General features: G+C 74.0%; 21 protein-coding genes. 10 read left to right on the top strand and 11 right to left on the bottom strand.

The window, feature by feature from the left end; translation table 11 throughout:
• Positions 1-7: 7 nt before the first annotated feature.
• Together rlmC and ASE15_RS09125 are read right to left on the bottom strand one after the other, a co-directional pair.
• Complete coding sequence (gene rlmC / locus ASE15_RS09130) at positions 8-1,132, bottom strand: 23S rRNA (uracil(747)-C(5))-methyltransferase RlmC (protein WP_056762908.1); 1,125 nt, start codon at positions 1,130-1,132, stop codon at positions 8-10.
• A 124-nt stretch (positions 1,133-1,256) separates the two neighbouring features.
• Positions 1,257-2,018, bottom strand: coding sequence for a putative protein N(5)-glutamine methyltransferase (locus tag ASE15_RS09125; protein WP_056762905.1), 762 nt, complete (start codon positions 2,016-2,018; stop codon positions 1,257-1,259).
• Between the two features lie 55 nt (positions 2,019-2,073).
• Here ASE15_RS09125 and ASE15_RS09120 point away from each other — a divergent pair, with 55 nt between their 5' ends.
• Both ASE15_RS09120 and ASE15_RS09115 read left to right on the top strand, forming a co-directional pair.
• On the top strand, positions 2,074-3,465 hold the full coding sequence (locus ASE15_RS09120; protein WP_369800577.1) for a M18 family aminopeptidase: 1,392 nt from the start codon (positions 2,074-2,076) through the stop codon (positions 3,463-3,465).
• 288 nt (positions 3,466-3,753) lie between these two features.
• Entirely contained in the window at positions 3,754-6,480 is a 2,727-nt protein-coding gene (locus ASE15_RS09115; protein ID WP_082618334.1) for a DEAD/DEAH box helicase, read from the top strand.
• Between the two features lie 130 nt (positions 6,481-6,610).
• Here ASE15_RS09115 and ASE15_RS09110 read toward each other — a convergent pair whose 3' ends face one another.
• The 4 genes from ASE15_RS09110 to ASE15_RS09095 all read right to left on the bottom strand — a co-directional run bounded on the left by ASE15_RS09110 (position 6,611) and on the right by ASE15_RS09095 (position 8,684).
• Positions 6,611-6,964: an Rv3654c family TadE-like protein gene (locus ASE15_RS09110; RefSeq protein ID WP_056649255.1), complete on the bottom strand. Its 354-nt coding sequence runs from the start codon at positions 6,962-6,964 to the stop codon at positions 6,611-6,613.
• Complete coding sequence (locus ASE15_RS09105; protein WP_056649252.1) at positions 6,961-7,278, bottom strand: TadE family type IV pilus minor pilin; 318 nt, start codon at positions 7,276-7,278, stop codon at positions 6,961-6,963. Before ASE15_RS09105 ends, ASE15_RS09110 begins: the two co-directional genes overlap by 4 nt.
• 113 nt (positions 7,279-7,391) lie before the next feature.
• A complete protein-coding gene (locus tag ASE15_RS21475; protein ID WP_082608766.1) occupies positions 7,392-7,604 on the bottom strand; it encodes a DUF4244 domain-containing protein in 213 nt (70 codons plus the stop codon).
• 189 nt (positions 7,605-7,793) lie between these two features.
• On the bottom strand, positions 7,794-8,684 hold the full coding sequence (locus tag ASE15_RS09095) for an alpha/beta fold hydrolase (protein ID WP_235534302.1): 891 nt from the start codon (positions 8,682-8,684) through the stop codon (positions 7,794-7,796).
• 252 nt (positions 8,685-8,936) lie between these two features.
• On the opposite strand from ASE15_RS09095, the gene ASE15_RS09090 reads away from it, so the two are divergent.
• From ASE15_RS09090 to ASE15_RS21845, 4 genes are all read left to right on the top strand, one after another.
• Complete coding sequence (locus ASE15_RS09090) at positions 8,937-9,332, top strand: YciI family protein (RefSeq protein WP_056649246.1); 396 nt, start codon at positions 8,937-8,939, stop codon at positions 9,330-9,332.
• Positions 9,333-9,344: 12 nt separating this feature from the next.
• Positions 9,345-9,683: a YciI family protein gene (locus ASE15_RS09085; protein ID WP_056763193.1), complete on the top strand. Its 339-nt coding sequence runs from the start codon at positions 9,345-9,347 to the stop codon at positions 9,681-9,683.
• Positions 9,684-9,705: 22 nt separating this feature from the next.
• A complete protein-coding gene (locus ASE15_RS09080; protein ID WP_200960533.1) occupies positions 9,706-10,983 on the top strand; it encodes an RNA polymerase sigma factor in 1,278 nt (425 codons plus the stop codon).
• 139 nt (positions 10,984-11,122) lie between these two features.
• The gene (locus ASE15_RS21845) at positions 11,123-11,581 is read left to right on the top strand and encodes a helix-turn-helix transcriptional regulator (RefSeq protein WP_082618332.1); all 459 of its coding nucleotides are present in this window, start codon (positions 11,123-11,125) and stop codon (positions 11,579-11,581) included.
• Positions 11,582-11,687: 106 nt separating this feature from the next.
• Here the strand turns inward: ASE15_RS21845 and ASE15_RS09075 are convergent, their stop codons facing one another.
• The 5 genes from ASE15_RS09075 to ASE15_RS09055 all read right to left on the bottom strand — a co-directional run bounded on the left by ASE15_RS09075 (position 11,688) and on the right by ASE15_RS09055 (position 16,735).
• Complete coding sequence (locus ASE15_RS09075) at positions 11,688-12,269, bottom strand: type II secretion system F family protein (protein ID WP_235534301.1); 582 nt, start codon at positions 12,267-12,269, stop codon at positions 11,688-11,690.
• Positions 12,266-12,955: a hypothetical protein gene (locus ASE15_RS09070; protein ID WP_235534298.1), complete on the bottom strand. Its 690-nt coding sequence runs from the start codon at positions 12,953-12,955 to the stop codon at positions 12,266-12,268. Before ASE15_RS09070 ends, ASE15_RS09075 begins: the two co-directional genes overlap by 4 nt.
• Entirely contained in the window at positions 12,952-14,103 is a 1,152-nt protein-coding gene (locus ASE15_RS09065) for a TadA family conjugal transfer-associated ATPase (protein WP_056762892.1), read from the bottom strand. Before ASE15_RS09065 ends, ASE15_RS09070 begins: the two co-directional genes overlap by 4 nt.
• On the bottom strand, positions 14,100-14,912 hold the full coding sequence (ssd, locus tag ASE15_RS09060) for a septum site-determining protein Ssd (RefSeq protein ID WP_056762890.1): 813 nt from the start codon (positions 14,910-14,912) through the stop codon (positions 14,100-14,102). Before ssd ends, ASE15_RS09065 begins: the two co-directional genes overlap by 4 nt.
• Before the next feature lie 188 nt (positions 14,913-15,100).
• Entirely contained in the window at positions 15,101-16,735 is a 1,635-nt protein-coding gene (locus ASE15_RS09055) for a cyclic nucleotide-binding domain-containing thioredoxin-disulfide reductase (protein ID WP_056762886.1), read from the bottom strand.
• Between the two features lie 169 nt (positions 16,736-16,904).
• Here ASE15_RS09055 and ASE15_RS09050 point away from each other — a divergent pair, with 169 nt between their 5' ends.
• The 4 genes from ASE15_RS09050 to ASE15_RS09035 all read left to right on the top strand — a co-directional run bounded on the left by ASE15_RS09050 (position 16,905) and on the right by ASE15_RS09035 (position 21,381).
• The gene (locus ASE15_RS09050) at positions 16,905-17,780 is read left to right on the top strand and encodes an HAD family phosphatase (protein ID WP_082618331.1); all 876 of its coding nucleotides are present in this window, start codon (positions 16,905-16,907) and stop codon (positions 17,778-17,780) included.
• Between the two features lie 466 nt (positions 17,781-18,246).
• The gene (locus ASE15_RS09045) at positions 18,247-18,561 is read left to right on the top strand and encodes a helix-turn-helix transcriptional regulator (RefSeq protein WP_056649225.1); all 315 of its coding nucleotides are present in this window, start codon (positions 18,247-18,249) and stop codon (positions 18,559-18,561) included.
• Positions 18,558-19,904 carry a type II toxin-antitoxin system HipA family toxin gene (locus ASE15_RS09040; RefSeq protein WP_056762881.1) on the top strand — a complete coding sequence of 449 codons (1,347 nt, stop codon included), beginning with the start codon at positions 18,558-18,560 and terminating at the stop codon, positions 19,902-19,904. Before ASE15_RS09045 ends, ASE15_RS09040 begins: the two co-directional genes overlap by 4 nt.
• A gap of 67 nt (positions 19,905-19,971) precedes the next feature.
• A complete protein-coding gene (locus ASE15_RS09035; RefSeq protein WP_056649219.1) occupies positions 19,972-21,381 on the top strand; it encodes an NAD-dependent malic enzyme in 1,410 nt (469 codons plus the stop codon).
• Positions 21,382-21,438 lie beyond the last annotated feature (57 nt).

Raw genomic sequence — 21,438 nt, 5'->3', positions numbered from 1 at the left:
CCGGGGCTCAGGCGCGCTCGAGCAGGACCATGACCTCGTAGTGCGAGGTCTGCGGGAACATGTCGAGCACCCGCCCTCGCACGGGGCGCAGCGACGGCATGGCCGCGAGGTCGCGGGCCAGCGACTCGGCGTTGCAGCTGGAGTAGACGACCTGCTGCACGGTCGAGGACTCGAGCCAGCCCGCGAGCTCCGCGCCGATCCCCCGCCGCGGCGGGTTCACGATCACCAGGTCGGGGACCCGCTCGGCCGCGAGGGCGAACGCCGTGGCGTCACCAGCCCGGAACGTCACGTCGTCGAACCCGGCCTGCGCGGCGCTGCGCTCGGCGCTCACGATCGCCTCACGGCTCGACTCGATCCCGACCACCTCACGCCCCGGTGCCGCACAGTGCAGCGCGAACCCGCCGACGCCGCAGTACAGGTCCCAGACGCTCGACGGCGCGGCCTCGTCGACCCACTCGCGCCCCTGCCGGTACAGCGCCGCGGCGACCTCGGTGTTGGTCTGGAAGAAGCTCTGCTGGCGCAGGTGCATCTCGATGCCGTTGACCCGCATGGTCAGGGTGTCGGCCTCGGTGAGCAGGATCTCCTGGTCGCCCTCGAGCGCCGCCTTGTGCTCGGGCAGGATGTTGGCCGACACCACGCGCGCCTGCGGCAGCGCGTCGAGCAGGCTCGGCAGGTGCTTGCGCAGGCGCGACACCGGCTCCTGCGAGCGGAGGACGAAGCGGACCATGAGCTCGCGGTCTGGCGACTGCGTGACCAGCACGTTCTTGAGCTCGCCGCGCCGCGTCGTCACGTCGTACGGCGTGAGGGCCGCGCGCGTGACGAACGCCGCGAGGACGGGGAAGACGGCCTGGAGGTCGGCCGGGTACAGGCCGCAGTCCTGGAGGTCGACGCCACGCCCGCCCGCGTCGAGGATGCCGAGCGTCGGGTGCTCGACCGTGCCGCCCACGACCATCTTGGCCTTGTTGCGGAAGCCGGACTCCTGGCTCGGGAACGGGCGGTCCCACCGCAGCCCCTCGTGCGCCGCGAGGAGGTCGCCCGCGTGCCGCTGCTTGTCGGCAAGCTGCGCGGCGTAGCCCTGCCCCATGAGGGTGCACGAACGGCACTCGTGGGCGTCGAAGTGGGGGCACTGCATTCCCCCGAGTCTACGGGGCGGGCCTCACGGACAGGCCCAGCGTGCGGGCCGGGAACGTGCGGGCCGGGGACGTCCGTGGTCCGGGAACGCGCCGGCCCTGGGGGACGTGCGGGCCGGGCGACCGCTACCGGCGGCTCGTGCCGATCACCACGGTCGCGCCGAGGTCGTCGTCGGTCACGGTCCGGGCGACGAGCCCGGCCCGCTCGATGAGCCCGACGGCGACAGGAGCCTGGCGCGCACTGGTCTCGATCAGGAGGTGACCGCCCAGGGCGAGCCAGGCCGCGGCGTCGGCGGCGACCCGTCGGTGCACGTCGAGCCCGTCGGCGCCCCCGTCGAGCGCGACCCGGGCCTCGTGCAGCCGGGCCTCGGGGGGCATGGTCCCGATCGCTTCGGTCGGGACGTACGGGGCGTTGACGACGAGCACGTCGACCCGTCCTCGCAGCTGGTCGGGGAGGGCGTCGTACAAGTCGCCCTCATGGACCTGTCCATGAAGGTTCCGGCGCGCGCAGCGCACGGCCGCGGGGTCGATGTCAGCGGCGTGCAGGTCGATGCCGGGACGGGCTGCGCGCAGCACCGCCCCGAGAGCACCCGTGCCGCAGCACAGGTCCACGACCGTCGCGTCCTCCCCCGTGACCTCCACGGCGGAGGACGCGAGGAGCTCCGAACGCCTGCGGGGCACGAACACCGTGGGCTCGACGAGGATGCGCAGGCCGCAGAACTCGGCCCAGCCGAGGACCTGCTCGAGCGGGAGCCCCGAGACCCGGCGCGAGACCATGTCGTCGAGCTCGGCGGGGGAGGTCGCGGCGGCGACGATCAGGTCTGCCTCGTCCTCGGCGAACACGCAGCCTGCGGCGCGGAGGGTGAGCACGATGTCCGACGGGGTCATGGGGAGACACACGCTACTACCCGGTGGGCAGGGCGCGCGGGCGGATAATGGACCCGTGCCCGACGCCGCAGCTCCCGTCCCCGCCCGCCCCGCCTCTCCCGTGGTCGCCACCCCGCGAGGTCCGTCCCCGCAGGCCCGCACCCATGCCGAGGACCTCGCCCGGTTCGTCGAGGCCTCGCCCTCGTCGTTCCACGCGGCCCACGAGGTCGCCCGGCGCGCGGTCGAGGCGGGCTTCACGCTGCTCGACGAGGCCGACGCCTGGCCGCTCGCGAGCGCGGAGGGGCGCTACGTCGTCGTGCGTGACGGTGCCGTCATCGCGTGGGCGACGCCCGCGGGGGCGAGCGCCACGACGCCCTTCGCGATCCTCGGCGCGCACACCGACTCCCCCGGCTTCAAGCTCAAGCCCAAGCCGACCACGGGACGCGAGGGCTGGTGGCAGGCGGGCGTCGAGGTGTACGGCGGGCCCCTGCTCAACTCGTGGCTCGACCGCGAGCTCGAGCTCGCCGGGCGCCTCGTGACGCTCGACGGCCGCAGCCACCTGGTCCGCACCGGTCCCCTGCTGCGCATCCCCCAGCTCGCGATCCACCTCGACCGGAGCGCGAACGAGGGTCTGACGCTCGACAAGCAGCGCCACACCCAGCCCGTGTGGGGTCTCGGCGCGCTCGGAGCCCCCGACGCGGACCTGCTCGCGCTGCTCGCCGAGCACGCGGGCGTGCGAGCCGCGGACGTCGGCGGGTACGACCTCGTCGTGGCCGACACCCAGGCCCCGCGGATCTTCGGGGCGCACGAGGAGCTGCTCGCCTCGGGACGGCTCGACAACCTGCTGTCGGTGCATGCCGGGCTCACGGCGCTGCTCGAGGTGGCGGCGGAGGCGCCTGGGGCGTCCACGGGGGCCGGTCGTCGTGGGCGGCACGAGGCGCCCGTCGCCGTGCTCGCGGCGTTCGACCACGAGGAGATCGGCAGCGAGACCCGATCGGGGGCCAGTGGCCCGTTCCTCGCCGACGTGCTCTCGCGCATCAGCGCCGGCTTCGGCGCGAGCGAGGAGGACCGGCACCGTGCGCTCGCGGGGTCGCTGTGCGTGTCGAGCGACGTCGGCCACTCGGTCCACCCCAACTACCCCGAGCGCCACGACCCGGCCAACCGACCGCTGGCCGGCGGCGGTCCCATCCTCAAGATCAACGCCAACCAGCGGTACGCGACCGACGCCCACGGCGCGGCAGCCTGGGCCGCGGCCTGCGCGGCAGCCGGCGTGCCGAGCCAGGAGTTCGTCTCGGAGAACACCGTGCCCTGCGGGTCGACGATCGGTCCGCTCACCGCGACCCGGCTCGGGATCCGGACGGTCGACGTGGGCGCGCCCATCCTCTCGATGCACTCGGCGCGCGAGCTGACGGCCGTCGCGGACCCGTACTACCTGTCGCGGGCGATCGGGCAGGTGTTCGCGGGCTGAGGGCGGAGGACGCGCGCCGCGGCACTGCCTGAGTCGCCGAGGTAGAACGTTCTGCGCGAGGTAGAACCCCTCGCGTACTACGTCGCGCAGGTCGTTCTACCTCGCGGTCCTGGGCAGCAGCGCCCGCGCGACGGTTCGGCCCGGCACGCCCCAGGTGGGAGACTCGGAGACGTGCCCAGCCCGTCGCGAACCCCGGAACCGGACGCCGCGTCGGCCAGCCCGTCGAACGGCTCCTCGAGGCCCGGCGCCCCGGACGCTCGCGACAGCACCAGCACCGGTCTGCCGACCGTGTCCGACCGCCCCGGCGCCCTGCTCGACGTCCTGCTCGCGGGCGGCCGCCGCGCCGACCGGCTGACGCACGTCGAGCACCTGCCAGGACGCCCCGGGCAGCACGCCGACTGGCCCGGCTGGGCCGACGCCTCGCTCGTGGCGGGCTACCGCTCGATGGGCGTGGAGCGACCGTGGGCACACCAGGTCGAGGCGGCCGAGGCCGCCTGGTCCGGACGGCACGTCGCGCTCGCGACCTCGACCGGCTCGGGCAAGTCGCTCGCGTTCTGGTTGCCCGCGCTCACCGCGGTGCGCGCGGACCGCGCGGCCGAGACCCTGGCCCCCGGCCGGATCGAGAGCGCCCGGACGCGCGGCACGGTCCTCTACCTGAGCCCCACCAAGGCTCTCGCGGCCGACCAGGTCGGCGGCCTCCAGCGCCTCCTCGACGCGTCGCGCGCGAACGACGTCAAGGTCTCGACGTGCGACGGCGACACCTCGTTCGAGGAGCGCAAGTGGGTCCAGGAGTACGCCGACGTCGTACTGACCAATCCCGACTTCCTGCACTTCGCGCTCATGCCCAACCACCGGCGCTGGACCCGGTTCCTGCGCAACCTGCGCTACGTCGTCGTCGACGAGGGGCACTCGTACCGGGGGGTGTTCGGGGCGCACGTGGCGCTCGTGCTGCGACGCCTCGCCCGGCTCTCGGCGCACTACGCGCCCGCGCCACCGGCGGGGTCGTCAGAACCACGCCGGGGTATGGACCGGCCCGCTTCTGACACCGGGTCCGCGCGGGGCCTCACGTTCGTCGTCGCCTCGGCCACCACGGCCGACCCTGCGGCGAGCGCCGGCCGGCTCATCGGGGTCCCGTCCGAGCAGATCGTCACGGTCGACACCGACACGAGCCCCGCGGGCCGCAAGACGTTCGCGCTCTGGCAGCCCCCCGAGGTCCTGGGCTACGAGGCCGCGCAGGCCCGCGCCGCGGCAGCGAACGACCCGGCGGCAGATGCGGCCCTCGCGGAGTCCTTGCTGATCGACCCCACGGCCCACGACGAGCTGGGCCTGACGAGCGACCCCGACGAGCCCGCGACGCCCGGCGACTCGCCCGAGCGCCCACGCCGGTCGGCCACGGCCGAGGCAGCGGACCTCCTGGCCGACCTCACGGCAGCAGGCGCCCGGACCCTCGCGTTCACGCGCTCGCGCCGTGGGGCCGAGGCCGTCGCGACCCAGACCCAGGACCACCTGCGCGTCGTCTCGCCGCAGCTCGCACGCCGGGTCGCGGCCTACCGCGGCGGCTACCTGCCCGAGGAGCGCCGGGCGCTCGAGCAGGCCCTGCGCAGCGGCGCGATCCGGGGCCTCGCGACGACCAACGCGCTCGAGCTGGGCGTCGACATCTCGGGCCTCGACGCGGTCCTCATCGCGGGCTGGCCGGGCACGCGCATGTCGGTCTGGCAGCAGGCGGGGCGGGCGGGGCGCGCGGGAGCCGACGGCCTGGTCGCGTTCGTCGCGCGCGAGGACCCGCTCGACACCTACCTCGTGCACCACCCCGAGGCGATCTTCGCGGCCCCGCTCGAGGCCACGGTGTTCGACCCCGCCAACCCGTACGTCCTCGCGCCGCACCTGTGCGCGGCGGCCGCCGAGGTCCCGCTCAGGCTGTCCGACCTCGCCGTGTTCGGCGACCCCGCCGCGGTGACCGAGCTCCTGGGTGTGCTGGTCGCGCGAGGTGCGCTGCGCCGTCGGGCGTCCGGGTGGTACTGGACCCATGCCCAGTCCGCCGCCGCCATGACCGACCTGCGCGGCTCGGGCGGCTCGCCCGTGCGCGTGGTCGAGGCCGGCACGGGGCGCCTCCTCGGCACGGTCGACGCGGCCTCGGCCGACGGCTCGGTGCACGACGGCGCGGTCTACGTGCACCAGGGCGTGAGCTACGTCGTGGAGACGCTCGACCTGCGCGACGGCGTCGCGCTCGTCGCGCGCCGGGACGTCGACTTCGGGACGTGGTCGCGCTCGGTCACGGAGATCGCGATCCACGGGATCCGCGACGAGGAGGAGAGCGAGGCCCCGGCCCCGGTCGGGTCCGCCCCGTCCGGCGACGGCCCGACGGGCGACGGCCCGACGGCGGAGCCCGCCCCGGGCGACGAGCCGTCCGTCCCGCGGGGCTCGGCCCCGAACGACGCCGCGCACCCCGCGATCCAGCGCTGGTGGGGGCCGATCGGCTGGGGGTTCGGGCCGGTCGAGGTCACGAGCCAGGTCGTGAGCTTCCAGCGCCGGCGCCTGCCGGACCTGCAGATCCTGGGCACCGAACCGCTCGACCTGCCCGAGCACACGCTCCCGACGACCGCCGTGTGGTGGACGGTCCCGGCCGAGGTCCTCGAGGCCGCGGGCATCGACGCCGAGACGGCACCGGGTGCGCTGCACGCGGCCGAGCACGCGTCGATCGGTCTCCTGCCGTTGCTCGCGACGTGCGACCGCTGGGACCTGGGCGGGGTCTCGACCGCGATGCACGTCGACACCGAGCAGGCGACGGTGTTCGTGTACGACGCGTACCCCGGCGGCGCGGGCTTCGCCGAGCGCGGCTTCCACCTGGGTGCGACGTGGCTGCGCGCGACCCGGGCCGCGATCTCGCGCTGCCCGTGCACGGACGGCTGCCCCGCGTGCGTGCAGTCGCCCAAGTGCGGCAACTTCAACAACCCGCTCGACAAAGCTGCGGCGGTCCGGCTGCTCGACGCGGTGCTCGCGTACGCGCCTGCGTGACCGGGGCCTGGGCCTGGGCCTGGGCCTGGGCCTGGGCCCGAGCCGTGCGACGAGTGCGTGATCCGGCTGCGACTCGGCGGGCGTGCCGCGGCCGAATCATGCACTCGACGTCACCGATCGTCGGCGCCTCTCACCGCGCCGACGCCGGTCCCGCCCGTGCGGCGGCCCGCGCAGTCCCTAGCGCCCCGGCCCATCCCGTCGCCTCGCGGGTGACGTCGACCCTGACCACGCCGTCGCCCTGCTCGACGCACGCCGCGACCACGGCGCCGTTGCGCTCCGCGGTCTCGTGCGCCGTCGGGCACGCGTCCCAGCCTCCCTGGAGGGCTGTCGCCCCGGCGACGGCCGCGAGGTCCGCTGCCGTCTGAGCCTGCCCTCGCGCGCCCTGCGCGGACGACAGGGCCGCGAGCGCGAGACCCAGGACGAGCGAGACCGCGATCAGGCCGAGCGCGAGCACGGTCCCCGACCCCTGGTCGGCGGGCCTCACGGTTCGTCCCACGCGACCGCAGCCCCGCGCGCCTGGAGCGGCGAGCTCGACAGCCAACCGCCGACCACGGGCTTGGCGACCCGCACCTCGACCCACGGGTGGCCGCGGGAGACGGTCACCGTGGCGTCTGCCCCGGCCACCTGCCCGACGACGGCGCGCACCACCGCGTCGTCCTCACCGATCGCGACGGCCCGGGCAGCGGCGCGAGCGGCGTCGGCGGCCTGAAGCTGTGCGTTCGCCGCCGCGGCGAGCGTGAGGACGGCCACCAGGACGAGGACGACCGCGGGCAGCGCCAGGGCGAGCTCGGCGGTCACGGTGCCGCCCTCACGGTCCGGGGACCTCCACCCGGGCCGACGCCACGACCGCCCCCGCGTCCCCCGCTGCGACGTCGCCGCCCGCGACGCCCCCGCCCTGCCGGCCGCCACGCTCACCCGATCGACAGGGCGCGCTGGATGATGCCGAGCAGCATCTCGCGCACCTCGCCGCTCTTGAGGATCGCGATGAGCAGGCCCGCGAAACCGACGGCCGCGATGGTCGCCACCGCGTACTCGGCGGTCGCGAGACCGGCCTCCGGGTCCTCGCCGCGGACGCGGACGAGCAGCCCCGCTCCGGTCGCTCTCGCCCGATACATGGTCTTCATGGGTGCCTCCTGGCTCTCGTGACCCACCTGTCGTGGGCCGTGCCGCCCACTGTGGCGAGCCCGCGCCCCGCCCCGCTCGCACAGCAGGCGACGTTGTGGAACACGCCCCCACGAGGCGTCCTGTGCATACCCCGCATCGCCGGGGGGCGCCGTCATGGCCTCGCGTGGCTCGGCGGCGCCCCCTCGACGCTAGGCCCCCTGCTGCTCCAGCCAGGTGAGGATCACTCGGTTGGTCTCGTCCGGCAGCTCTTGCTGGATCCAGTGACCGCAGTCCAGGGTGACCACCTCGACCTGGGGGACGAACTCGGCCAGCCGCTCGGACCTCGCGACCGGGTCACGGTCGCCGTAGATCATGAGCACGGGCTGCTGGATGATCGGGTCCACGTCCGCCAGCAGGCGCCAGTTGCGGTCCAGGTTCCGGTACCAGTTGATGCTGCCCGTGAAACCGGTCGACTCGAAGGCGGACACGAAGACGGCCAACTCGTTGTCGCTCATGACGGGCTCACCGAGCGGCGTCTGCGCTCTGGCGAGGTTCGCCATCGCCATGCCGGGCTGAGGTTCGCTGGGGGGCTCGTTCTTCCGGTACAGGTTGCGAAGGAACCGGGAGGTGTTCGCGTCGAGCACGGCGTCCGCGACGCCTGGCTGTCGGTTGAAGTGGACGAAGTAGAAGTCACCGCCCAGCACCTCTTCCATGACCTCGATCCAGGGCCGCTCGCCGCGCTCCTGATACGGCAGGCTCAGGTTGATCACTCCGTTGACCCGGTGCGGATGCAGCAGCGTCAGTCCCCAGACGACGAAGGCACCCCAGTCGTGACCGATGAAGGTGGCGTCGTCGTATCCGTAGTGGTCGAGCAGCGCCACCAGGTCGCCTGACAGGTGTTCGACGTCGTACGCCGTCACCTCGGCCGGACGGGACGAGCCGCCGTAGCCTCGCTGGTTCGGGACGATGACGTGGTAGCCCGCCTCGACGAGGGCGGGCACCTGGTGACGCCAGGAGTAGGCGTGCTCCGGCCAGCCGTGGCACAGCACGACGGGTCGTCCTGCGTTGTGCCGGCCGGCTTCGAAGACCTCGAGCTCCACACCGTTGACTTGGACGAGAGTCGACTCGGGGAAGTCGCTGGGGTCGGGCATCGTGGTTTCTCTCCATCGGGCACCGGGACTTGTCGATGAGTTCATGTCGCCATCGTGCGACCCGTACCGGTCAACCCGTGTCCTGTTCTCCGCGCGCCTCCCGCGGCCACCGGCGAAACTGGTCGCGAGCGGCTGTCGATTCCGTCGGTGGTCACGCGTCATCGAGATGAAGGACCAACCACCCACTCACCTGGAGGAATCATGAGCACCGAGTACGCAGTCCTCATCCACGCCCCGGAAGACGGCACGCCCGCCATGCGCCCGGACCTGGCCGAGGAGATCATGGCCCAGCACGAGGAGTTCACGCGCCGCGTCGAGGTGGAGGGCCACCGGATCTCGGGCGGTGTCGAGCTCGAGGCCGCCGGGACGGCAACCCTGGTGCGCCCGGGGGTCGGGACGACCGAGGGCCCGTTCACCGAGCTCGCCGAGCAGATCGGCGGCATCTACCTGGTCGTGAGCGACGACCTGCCGGGGCTCGTGACGATCATCGACGAGGTCTTCGCGGGCGACGGCTGCACGTACGAGATCCGCCCCACGGTGGATCACGGCGGGGCAGACGCCGCCGCCGTGACCACGCCCGCAGGGGCGGAGGCCTGAGCCGTGAAGGTCATGTTCCTGCTGTACGGGGACGAGCAGGTCTGGGCTGCTGCCTCCGCGGAGGAACGTTCGCGGTTCATGGCGCAGCACGACGAGTTCGCCGCGTTCCTCAGGAACCGCGGGAGCATCGTGGCCGCGGAGGCGCTCAGCACGGTCGCCGCGGCCACGACGGTCCGCAGCCGGGAGGGCACGGTGACCGTGACCGAGGGTCCGTTCGCCGAGCTCGCCGAGCAGCTCGGCGGCTTCTACGTCGCGGTGCTGCCGAGCATCGACACCGCGATCGAGGCCGTCGCTCTCCTGCCGCAGTACACGGTCGAGCTGCGTCCGGTCGTGGACGTGGACGACCTGTGACCTCGTCGCCGGTCGCGCGCCCGTGACGCTCGTCGACGACGCGCTCACCTCGGCGTGGCGCGAGCACTGGGCGCGGTTGCTCGCGATGCTCGTCGCGCGCTACCGCCGTCCGGACCTCGCGGAGGACGCGCTCGCGGACGCGTTCGCGGCTGCGGCGAGGACGTGGCCCGTCGACGGCGTGCCGGACTCCCCCGCCGCCTGGCTGCGCACCGCGGCCGGGCGGCGCGTGCTCGACCGCTTGCGTGCCGAGGCGGTCGCTGTCCAGAAGGAGCCGCTCATGATCGTGGAGGCGCGGTCCGCGGCGGAGGCGACGGACGGTACGCCGGGGGTGGGCGACGACGGCGCTCACCTGCCCGACGACCGGCTACGCCTCGTCTTCTCGTGCTGCCACCCGGCGTTGTCGGTCGAGTCGCGCGCGGCGTTGACCCTGCGGTTCGTCGCGGGCCTGCCCGTGCCGGACATCGCGCGGCTCTTCCTGGTCCAGGACACGACCATGGCGGCGCGCCTGACACGGGCGAAGAAGCGCCTGGTCGCCGCGGGCATCCCGTTCGAGGTGCCGCCGCCCGAGCGCCTGGACGACCGCCTCGACGACGTCGCCTCTGTCGTCTACCTGACCTTCACCGCGGGGTACGCGCCGGGCACGGGGCCCGACGTGCTGCGGGTGGCCCTGGCCGGCGAGGCGATCCGCTTGGCGCGCCTGCTCGACGAGCTCCTGCCGGGGCGTCCCGTGGTGCGGTCGCTGCTCGCCCTCCTGGTGCTCCAGCACTCGCGTCGTGACGCGCGCGTGGCTGCGGACGGGTCGCTCGTGCTGCTGACGGACCAGGACAGGTCGCGGTGGCACGGCGAGGAGATCGCGTCGGGTCTCGCGCTGCTCGCCTCCGTGCCCGACGGCGTCACTGGCCTCGCGCACGAGTACCGCCTCCAGGCGTCGATCGCCGCCGCGCACGCTGTCGCGGGACGCGCAACCGACACGGACTGGGGCGGGATCGCCGACCTGTACGCCGAGCTGGAGACGGCCACGGGCTCGCCCATGGTCCGGCTCGCCCGGTCGGTCGCGGTCGCGGAGTCCGAGGGGCCGACCGCCGGGCTCGCACTGATCGACGGCTTCGAGGGGATCGACGAGTCCCTCCGGACCAGCCATCGGCTGCCCGCGACCCGGGCCGAGCTGCTGGCGCGGGCGGGCCGGCCCGCCGAGGCCGTGGCGTCGTTCGAGGAGGCGATCGGCCGGTGCGGGAACGCGGCCGAGCGAGAGCATCTGACGCGGCGGCTCGCGGAGGTCCGTGAGGACTTGCTCGGCTAGCTCGTGCGGACTGGCCCTGTGGCCCTGTGGCCCGGTGGCCCTGTGGCCCTGTGGCCCTGTGGAAAGTCTGAGCCATGGCCTGCTGACCGGCCACCATGGATCAGTGGCGTCCGATCAGCAGCATCGCTGAACCTCGTCCATGCGGCAGGCTGCCTCAGAGACTCCGCGAGTGCAGGACATCGCGACGTGCCGTCCAGGGCGATGCACGAGCGCTCCCAGATGTTGCGACGAGCGCTGTTCGCCCAGCGAAACCACGGCCCGCTCATCGAACACCGCTCCCGATTCCCACACACCACTGCGAGGCACACATGCTCCCCCAGCCGACCGGCCCCGCGCGTCCGACGAGCCCGCCGAGCCCGCCGCCTACGGGGTACCACTCAGCCGGGTCGCTGCCGGTGCGGTCCGGCTCGAGTCCGCAAGGCGCGACATCAGTCAAGAGGACCTCGCCGAGCTGCTCGGCCGGTCACGGAGCCCGATCTCGCAGCGTTTCACGGGCAAGGTCGCGTGGTCGCTCGACGACCTCGGCACCATCGCCGCGTCATTCGGCTGTCCCGTCGACGACCTCCTCGCCGACGGCTCGCAGCGTGGGCGCCGCTGACTCCCACGGCGTCGACTCACCGCGCTACCAGCCCCTGCCCTCTGCCCCCAACCGCCACCGCCCGGCCAGACCCGCCCCGACCTGCCCCACCCCGCGCCGCCAGCCCTCACCCTCCACCGAGCACCCCAGCGCCCAACGACAGCAGCACGGGCAGCAGCCCGATGAGCACGAACGCCGGCAGGAAGCACACGCCCAGCGGCAGGACCAGGTGCACCGCGAGCCTCGCAGCGGCCTGCCGTGCAGCCGCCTGCTGGTCACGCCGGAGCTGCTCGCCCGCCACGCGCAGCGACTCCCCCGGCGCGGCCCCCTGCTCCCAGGCCGGGGCCAGCGCCGCGCGCACCACGTCCAGCCGCGCCGGTGACCCGGACCAGGCCTCGGCCCATCCTGCCCCGAGCACGACCGCAGCCCCGGCACGGTGGAGGGCGACGCCGTCGGGCCCTCCGACCGCCTGCCCCACAGCCTCGAGCGCGCGCGGGACGCTCGTCCCCGCGCGGACCGCCGCCCCGAGCAGCTCGAGCAGGACACCGATCTCGACCGGTCCGCCCGTCGCCGGCTCTCGCCCCGGAGCCGTCGCGACCGCCAGGTCGCCGAGCCGAGCCCGGACCCCTGCCCGCGCGACGCACCACGGGCTCGCGGCGACCAGGAACCCGCACGACAACGCCGCCACGAGCGCCCAGTCGACGCTCACGGAGGCGACCCCGCCACCCTGGCCCGCGCGACCAGTCGACCCGACCACCGGCGCCCCACCAGGAGCAGCACCCCGCCGGCCAGCAGACCCGCCGATCCCACCCCGCCACCGAGCGCGGTCGCCACCGGATCGACCCCGAGGACCGCGCCGAGCAGCACCCCGACGGCGGGCAGCCACAGCAGCACGCGCGCCGTCGCCTGCGGGCCCGCGAGCGACGCCTCCCGGTCGGCTCGCGCCTCGGACTCCGCGGACAGCGCCTGCGCGATCGACTCGAGGACTGCGCCCAGAGGCGCCCCCACGTCGGCCGCCAACCGGCTCGCCGCGACGACCGCCGCGACCTGCCCCGGCGCCTCGCCCGAGCCACGAGCACCCACGACTGCGAGCAGGTCGGCCGCATCGGGGACGCCCCGGGAGTCCACCCGCACGCCGGCGGCCGTCGCCCACGCGGCCCCGGGCGCGCTCCCCGAGCGCACGAGCGACGCGACGTGGGACACGAGCAGACGCACCGAGCGTCCAGCGACCGTCCGTCGCCCGAGAGCCCGCGCGACCACCCCCGATCCCTTCCCGCCCGCCGAGGGCCCCACCCCCAGACCGTCCGTCACGTCCGCGGCGCGACGCCCCGCAGGAACGACCGCCACCCAGACCACGCCGGCGACCGTGAGCGCGACCGCGAGGTCGCCGGTCACGCCCCGCCCCACCGGTCGGCGAACGCGTCCCAGCCCTCGGTGGCGACCGGTTCCCGCACGCCGTCCCACGTCGCGACGGGCTCGACCACCAGCTCGCCCCGCGCGTCGCGCCGCACGACCCCGATCTCGGCCAGGTACCGCACCCGCCCGGACCGCCGCAGGTGCAGCACCACGTCGAGCGCCCCCGCGGCCTGCGCGGCCACGGCCTCGCGCGTCATCCCTGCCAGCGCGGCGAGAGCCTCGAGCCGCGCGGGGACGACCGACGCGGAGTTGGCGTGGATCGTGGCCAGGCCGCCGTCGTGCCCCGTGTTGAGGGCCATGAGGACCTCGCGGACCTCGGCGCCGCGGCACTCGCCCAGGACGATCCGGTCGGGGCGCATGCGCAGCGCGTTGCGGACCAGGTCCGCCAGGTCGACCGCCCCCGCGCCCTCGACGTTGGGGCGCCGCGCGGTCAGGGGGACGACGTGCGGGTGGTCGGGCACGAGCTCGCGCGCCTCCTCGACGCACACGACACGCTCGTGCCCCGGCACGAGGGACAGCAGCGCGGCGAGCAGCGTCGTCTTACCGGTCCCCGTGCCTCCCGAGACCAGCATGTTGGCGCGCGCGGACACGAGGCGCCGGAGCACCGGGGCCCACGGTGCGGGCAGCGCACCCGAGCCCACGAGCTCGTCGAGCGTGAAGGCCCGCGAGCGCAGGACGCGCAGCGAGATCACGGCTCCGGACTCGCACACGGGAGCGATCGCGGCGTGCAGCCGGGTGCCGTCGGGCAGGCGCGCGTCCACGAGCGGGCTCGCGTCGTCGAGCCGCTGACCGCCCGCGGCCGCGAGCCGGACCGCGAGCGCCCGCACCTGGGCCGCGCTCCCCAGGTGCACGGGCGCACGTTCGAGGCCCACCCCTCGGTCGACCCAGACCTCGGCAGGCGAGTTGACCAGGACGTCGGTGACCTCGGGGTCCTCGAGCAAGGGCTGGAGGGGTCCGGCCCCGTACAGCTCGGCGCGTGCGCGCCGGGTCAGGTCGCTCAGCGCGTCGCTGCCGAGCACGCGCCCCGAGCCTCGCAGCGCCGCCCGGAGCTCGGTGTCGTCGGCAGGGGCCCCGCCGACGACCCGACCACGCACCTCGGCCAGCAGGCCGTCGTCGATCGGGCTCATGCCACGGCCGGGGTCCTGGCGAGCGTCCCGGCGGTGACGAGCGCGCCGAGCTCACGTCCTGCGCGCCCCAGGGGGCGCCGCGCACCGACGGGTGGGCCCTGCCCGCGGTCGACGCGCGCCGCGAGGGTCCGGTCCCACCCCACGACGCACGCGAGCGGCAGCCCGACGACGTCGCTCACCTCCCACGGGTCGAGCCGCCCGGGAGCGGGTCGCCGCGCGACGAGGCGCATCGACCGGTCGGCTCCTGAGCGGCGCGCGAGCGCGACGGCCGCGACGGCGCCCGCGACCGCCGGCAGCTCGAGCGGGGTCACGAGGAAGAGCGCGTCGCACGCCCCGACGAGCGCCGCGTGCTCGGCGTCCGCTCCCGCTCCGGCCGCCGCTCCCGTGCTCAGGTCGGCACCTCCGCCCGCACCCGCGGCCAGCGCCGCGCGCGGCAGGTCGAGGACCAGCACGTCGCACGCGTCCGCGAGGGCAGAGCACACGTCGACGACCACGCCCTGGTCGAGGGCGGCCGGGTCGGCGCGGTGCGCGCTGAGCACCGGCACCGCGCACCAGGTCGGCAGCAGACCCACGAGCGCCCGGCCGTCCACCTCGCCCCGGGCATCACGGAGGTCCGCCCAGCGCGGACCCTCCCGGTGGTCGATCCCGAGGAGCACGTCGATCCCTCCGCCCCGCGTCGCGAGGTCCACCAGGACCGGTCGCCGCCCGGCTCGCCGGAGCCCGTCCGCGAGCGCCGCGGCCAGGGTGCTCGCCCCGGCTCCACCGCACGCCCCGATGACTCCCACCACGACCGCTTCTTCCCGTCCCATGGCTCCCCCTCCCGTCGACGCGGGCGCGGAGGCGGTCGTCAGCCCGCCGGGCGGGCCGCGGCCCTCTCCGCGCCGGCCCGTCCGCACGGGCCGACCACCATCCTGGGGCGAGACGAGCGGGCGTGGGGGCTGCGCCCTCGGGCCTGTGGACAACCACGCCCGCCGCGCCCCTGTGGACGAGCCTGCCGTCAGTGCGCCAGCGCGAGGTACTGGTGCGCGTATGCGATCGCCATCCCGCCCTCGCCCACCCCCGCCGCGACGCGCTTGACCGATCCCGAGCGCACGTCGCCGATCGCGAAGACCCCCGGGGCGCTCGTCTCCAGGGCGAACGGCCGACGCTCGGCGGTCCACTGCGGCGCGGCCGCAGCCTCGGCCCCTGTGAGGACGTACCCGTGCGAGTCGCGCGCGACCTCCAGGGGCAGCCAGCCCGTGACGGCGTCCGCGCCGATCATCACGAACACGACCGAGAGCGCGCGGCGGGCGCTCTCCCCCGTCCGCGCGTCGAGCACGTCGAGGGACTCGAGGCCCTCGACGCCGTGCAGGTCGACGATCTGCGCGCGGGTCTCGACCCGGATACCGGGGTTGGCCGCGATCTGGTCGATCAGGTAGCGCGACATGCTCGCGCCGAGCGACTCCCCGCGCACGAGCATCGTGACGGACCGGGCGTGCCGCGAGAAGAAGATCGCCGCCTGCCCCGCCGAGTTCCCCGCGCCGACGATGCAGACGTCCTGCCCCTGGGCGAGCGCGGCGTCGCTGCGCGCGGCCCCGTAGTACAGCCCGTTGCCCAGGAAGCGGTCAACGGCCGGCAGGGCGAGCGTGCGCCACTCGACCCCCGTCGCGACGATCACGACCTGCGCCCCGAGCGCGTCGCCGCCGTCGAGCACGACCCGGTGCGAGCCCGGGTCGATCGACTCGACCGTGCGCGTCACGACGATCTCGGCGCCCAGCCGCTGCGCCTGGGTCAGCGCCCGGCTCGCGAGGTCGTCCCCCGAGATGCCGTAGGGGAACCCCGTGTAGTTCTCGATCCGGGTCGAGGTCCCCGCCTGCCCGCCCGGGGCCAGGCTCTCGACGACGAGCGTGCGCAGGCCCTCGGCCGCAGCGTTGACCGCCGCGGTCAGCCCCGCGGGCCCGCCGCCGAGGATCACGACGTCGTAGTCCGTCTCGGTGGGCTCCACGGCCAGGCCGACCGCGTGCGCGACCTCGCGCATCACCGGCGCGACGAGCCGCGAACCGTCGCGCAGCTCGAGGACCGGGTGGGCAGGCTCGGCCCCCGCCGGGTGCTCGGCGGGCGCCTCCACCACGACCCGGTCGAACGGCACGTGGTTGCGCGTCAGGAACGTCGCCAGGTCCCGAACCCCCGCGTCGAGCCGGGGCCCGATCACGTGCGCCTCGGCCACGGGCTTCTCCGACGCGTGCGCCTGGAGCGCGTCGAGGTAGCTGCGCGCGAGCGTCGCGACGTGCGCGGGGACGGCCGGGGCCATGGCCGCGAGTCCGTAGAAGACGGTCGCGTCGAGCTTCATGATGCGCGTGGCCTCGGTCGCGCGGCCGCTCGCCGGGAAGCTCGTGCTGAGCGTCATGGGCACCTCGCCGAAGAACATGCCGGGGGTCCGCACCCCGATCACGCGCTCGTCCCCGTTGATCATCTTGGTGATCTCCGCACGTCCCTCGATCACGACGAAGAACGCGCGCTCGTCGCCCTCGTGCGCGAAGTACTCGCCCGGCAGGAGCCGGATGTCCTCGACCGCACCGACGAGGAACTCGAGCGGCTCCGGGGGGAGGGGCTCGAAGATCGAGATGGCGCGGAGCTCGTCGAGCGTGATCATGCGTGCCTCCCACGGGGCTGGGCCACGGTCCGTCCGGGCCGAACGTACCGCGCGGGCGGCACGTCGACATCCCGTCGGGCGGCGCACCCCCGGCACGCCGCGCGGAGCCGCAGCACGACGACGATGCCGAACCGGGACATCTCGTGCGCTCGCCGGATAGGCTCACCGGGTGACCCAGCCCCAGGACTCACCGCAGACCGGTCCGCGCAGCGCGCCTCAGGCGCCTCCCCGTCCAGGTGCCCGCGAGACCCGCCCGCGCAAGGTCGCCGCGTTCTTCGACCTGGACAAGACGATCATCGCGACCTCGTCGACCGCCGCGTTCTCCAAGCCCTTCTACGCGGGCGGGCTCATCAGCCGTGGCGACGTGCTGCGCAGCGCGTACGCGCACTTCCTCTACATGGTCGGCGGCGCGGACGCGGACCAGACCGAGCGCATGCGCGCGCACCTCAGCTCGCTCGTGACGGGGTGGGACGTGCGCACGGTCTCGCAGATCGTCGAGGAGACGCTGCACGAGTACATCGACCCGGTCGTCTACGCCGAGGCCGTCGAGCTCATCGTGAGCCACCACGACCGGGGGCACGACGTCGTGATCGTCTCGGCCTCGGGCTCCGAGGTCGTCGAGCCCATCGCCGCGGTGCTCGGCGCGGACCACTACGTCGCGACGCGCATGGAGATCGTCGACGGCCGCTACACGGGCGAGATCGACTTCTACGCGTACGGCGAGAACAAGGCCCTCGCGATCCGCGAGCTGGCCGAGGCCAACGGCTACGACCTCGACGCGTCCTACGCCTACTCGGACTCGATCACGGACGCGCCTATGCTCGCGGAGGTCGGCCACGGGTTCGCGGTCAACCCCGACCGGACGCTGCGCCGCCTCGCGGGCGAGAGCGGCTGGGGCACGCTCACCTTCGTGCGCCCCGTCACGCTGCGCACCCAGCTCGCGCCGCCTCGGAGCGCGGTCGTGGTCGGCGGGGCCGTAGCGGTCGCGGTCGTGGGCTGGCTCGTGTGGCGCGCGGTGCGCAAGCGCTCGGGGCGCTCCGGGTAGCGAGGCCCCGGACCTCCGGACGGCCCGCACGGACGGCCCCGCACGCGGCCTGTTCGAACCCGCGGGGTCCCCGTTGTCCGGCTCCTCCCGGCTCGGGATCGAACACCCCGTGGAGGTTCCCCCGTTCTCCCTGCCACCCCTTGCGCGGCGCCCCGGAGCGGCGTATCACTGAGGGACAACAGCATCAGGGACGGGCGGAACCCACGCGCGAGAAGTCCACGCATAGGACTGGCTGACCGGGCTCGCCCCGTTGCAGCACCTACCCTCGCAGCACGCTTGTTAACCCCCGTCCCGCTGGCGAGCACGGCGTCCCTCCGGGGGCGCCGTTCCCGTGTCCGGGCCACCATCCACACCGCGACCGGTCCGAAGGCAGACACCGAAGCGACGAGTCTCCACCCCTCCATGACCAATACAGCGCTCATTGCGCTGTATAGTGGGCACTTCACTGGCCATAAGGAGAACGCGCATGGCTCGCGCCTCACGCCGCACCGAACGAGACCTTCGGGCCTTCGGGGAGAACGTGCGCGGGTGGCGCAAGGTGCTCGGCCTCACCGCCGAGGCCGTCGCCGAACGGGCAGGCATCACGCGGACGACGCTTCGCAGCATCGAGACGGGAGAAGGCAGCGTCCGCCTCGAGAACGCCTTCGCCGTCCTCCGGATCCTCGGCCAAGCGGAGTCGGTCATCCTGGCGACCGACCCGCACACGTCCGAGCTCGGGCGCCTTCGGGCCACGCAAGGGCTCCCCCAGCGCGTCCGATCCCGCGGGCCGGCGACTCCATGAGCACCGCGGTCTTCGTCGCCGTTCCCGACGGCCGGACGGTCCACGCGGGAGAGCTCGACCTCACTTTCAACTCTGCGGGTGTCCTGCTCTCCTCGCGGTTCACCTACGCGGCCGCCTACCTCGCAGATCCCACCTCCTACGACCTGTGCCCGGAGATGCCTCGCGGCACGCGTGCCGTGGTCTCGGGCCCCCATCGACCTCTCCTCGGCGCGTTCGCCGACAGCCAGCCGGACACCTGGGGCCGTCGCCTGATATATGCCGCTGAGGCTCGTGAAGCCACCGAGGCGGGGCGGTCGGCACGCACCATGACCGAGCTCGACTTCCTGCTCAGCGTCCCCGACTCCTCTCGACTGGGCGCGCTCCGTCTGTCGACCGATCCCGGGCGGACGTTCGTGGCCACGTCACGGACGGGCCTGCCCACGTTGGTCGACCTCGACGCCCTCACCAGTGCCGCTGCGAACGTCGAGCGACACCAGGCGAGCAGGAGCGACCTCGACCTGTTGCTGGCCGCGGGCACGTCGATGGGCGGAGCACGGCCCAAGGCGACGGTGCGCGACGAGACCGGCGAGCTCTGGATGGCCAAGCTTCCCGAGCGGGACGACCGGTGGGACGTCCTCGGCTGGGAGTACGTGACCCTCCAGCTCGCGAACGCCGCGGGGATCAACACGCCGACCGCTGCCCTCAGGCGACTCTCCGCCGACCGGAGCATCATGCTGACGCGCCGGTTCGACCGGACGGAGGCCGGTCGCAGGATCGGCTATCTCAGCGCCGACAGCATCACAGAAAAAGGCCCGCACGAGACGATCGACTACACGTGGCTCGCTGAGAGCATCGCCGACCACAGCGACCGCCCTCGCCGAGACCTGGCCGAGCTGTTCCGCCGAGTCGCCTTCACTCTGCTGGTGCGCAATGTCGACGACCACATGAAGAATCATGGCGTGCTTCGCACAGCCGGTGGATGGACGCTCTCACCGCTGTTCGATGTCAACCCCCACCCCGTGCGCCAGGCGATCCAGTCCACACCGCTGACGAGTTCCGACAGCGGCGTCGAGCGCGACATCCGCATGCTGGTCGACAGTGCGGACTCGTACGACCTGAGCACCGCGGACGCACGACGGATCGTCGGCGAGGTCGAACACGCGACGTCGATGTGGCGCTCCTTCGCCGCCCTGGCAGACCTCGACCTCGAAGCCGTCGAGTTCATGGCGGGCGCTTTCGAGGGCCCGAACCGTGAGCACGCACGCGCACTCGCGGACGGTGGATCAGCTCAGTCACCGCACCAACGCCCACGCGCAGGGGGGAGAGACGAGCAGGGCCGGTTCTCCCCTGCATCCAGTTCCTGACCATCTCGTCACCGGTTCGCCCGCTCGCGCGCACCAGCACCGTGCGCCCGCCGAATACGCTGACCACATGACCTCAGCGCCGAGCGTTTCCTCGTCCATCACCGTCCGCCTCCAGGTCGAGGCCAGGCCCACCGCGGTCAGCGAGCTCACGACGGCGATCGAGCAGTCGGGCGGGATCGTCTCGGCCCTGGACGTCACGGCCTCGGGCCACGAGCGCATCACGGTCGACGTCACGGTCGCGACGCGCGGCGAGTCGCACGCCGAGGAGATCGTCGCGGCGCTGCGCGCCCTGCATGGCGTGACGGTGGACCGGGTCTCGGACCGCACGTTCCTGCTGCACCTGGGCGGCAAGCTCCAGATCGAGTCCAAGGTCCCCATCCGCAACCGCGACGACCTGTCGATGATCTACACCCCGGGCGTCGCGCGGGTCTGCGAGGCCATCGCCGCGCACCCCGAGGACGCCCGACGCCTGACCATCAAGCGCAACACGATCGCGGTCGTCACGGACGGGTCGGCCGTCCTGGGCCTCGGCGACATCGGGCCGCTCGCGTCGCTGCCCGTCATGGAGGGCAAGGCCGCCCTCTTCAAGCGGTTCGCGGACATCGACGCGTTCCCCATCGCCCTGGACACGCAGGACGTCGACGAGATCGTGCGCACGGTCAAGGCCATCGCGCCGGTGTTCGCGGGCATCAACCTCGAGGACATCTCGGCGCCGCGCTGCTTCGAGATCGAGCGCCGCCTGCGCGCCGAGCTGAGCATCCCGGTGTTCCACGACGACCAGCACGGCACCGCGATCGTCGCGCTCGCGGCCCTGACGAACGCGCTCAAGGTCGTGGGCAAGGACCTGGCCGAGGTGCGGATCGTGCTGTCGGGGGCGGGGGCCGCGGGGACGGCGGTCCTCAAGCTGCTCCTGGCCGCGGGCGCGCACGACGTCGTGGTCGCCGACGTCGACGGCGTGATCCACCCCGACCGCCCGGGCCTGTCCCCCGCGCTCGCCTGGACGGCGATCAGCACCAACCCGCGCCGCGTGAGCGGCACGCTCGTCGAGGCCCTCGCCGGGGCCGACGTCTTCATCGGGGTCTCGGCCCCCGACATCCTCACGGGCGACGACATCGCGACCATGGCACCCGACTCGATCGTGTTCGCCATGGCCAACCCCACGCCCGAGGTGGACCCGGTCGACGCCGCGCAGCACGCCGCGATCGTCGGCACGGGCCGCAGCGACTTCGCCAACCAGATCAACAACGTGCTCGCGTTCCCCGGGGTGTTCCGCGGGCTGCTCGACGCGCAGTCGCACAAGATCACCGACACCATGCTGCTCGCGGCGGCACGGGCCCTCGCCTCGACGATCCACGAGGACCAGCTCAACGCGACCTACATCGTGCCGAGCGTGTTCAACCCCGAGGTCACGACGGTCGTGGCCGCCGCCGTCGAGGCCGCGGCCCGCGCGGAGGAGGCCGCCGCGTCCGCCGTCTGAGCGACGCCCGGCCCGCCGGAACCCCTCGACGGGGCGAGGTGCCCGACGGCGCCGCGC

The organism is Oerskovia sp. Root22, from assembly GCF_001429135.1.
GTDB classification, from domain to species: domain Bacteria; phylum Actinomycetota; class Actinomycetes; order Actinomycetales; family Cellulomonadaceae; genus Oerskovia; species Oerskovia enterophila.
This window is presented reverse-complemented; position numbering and strand designations above follow the sequence as displayed.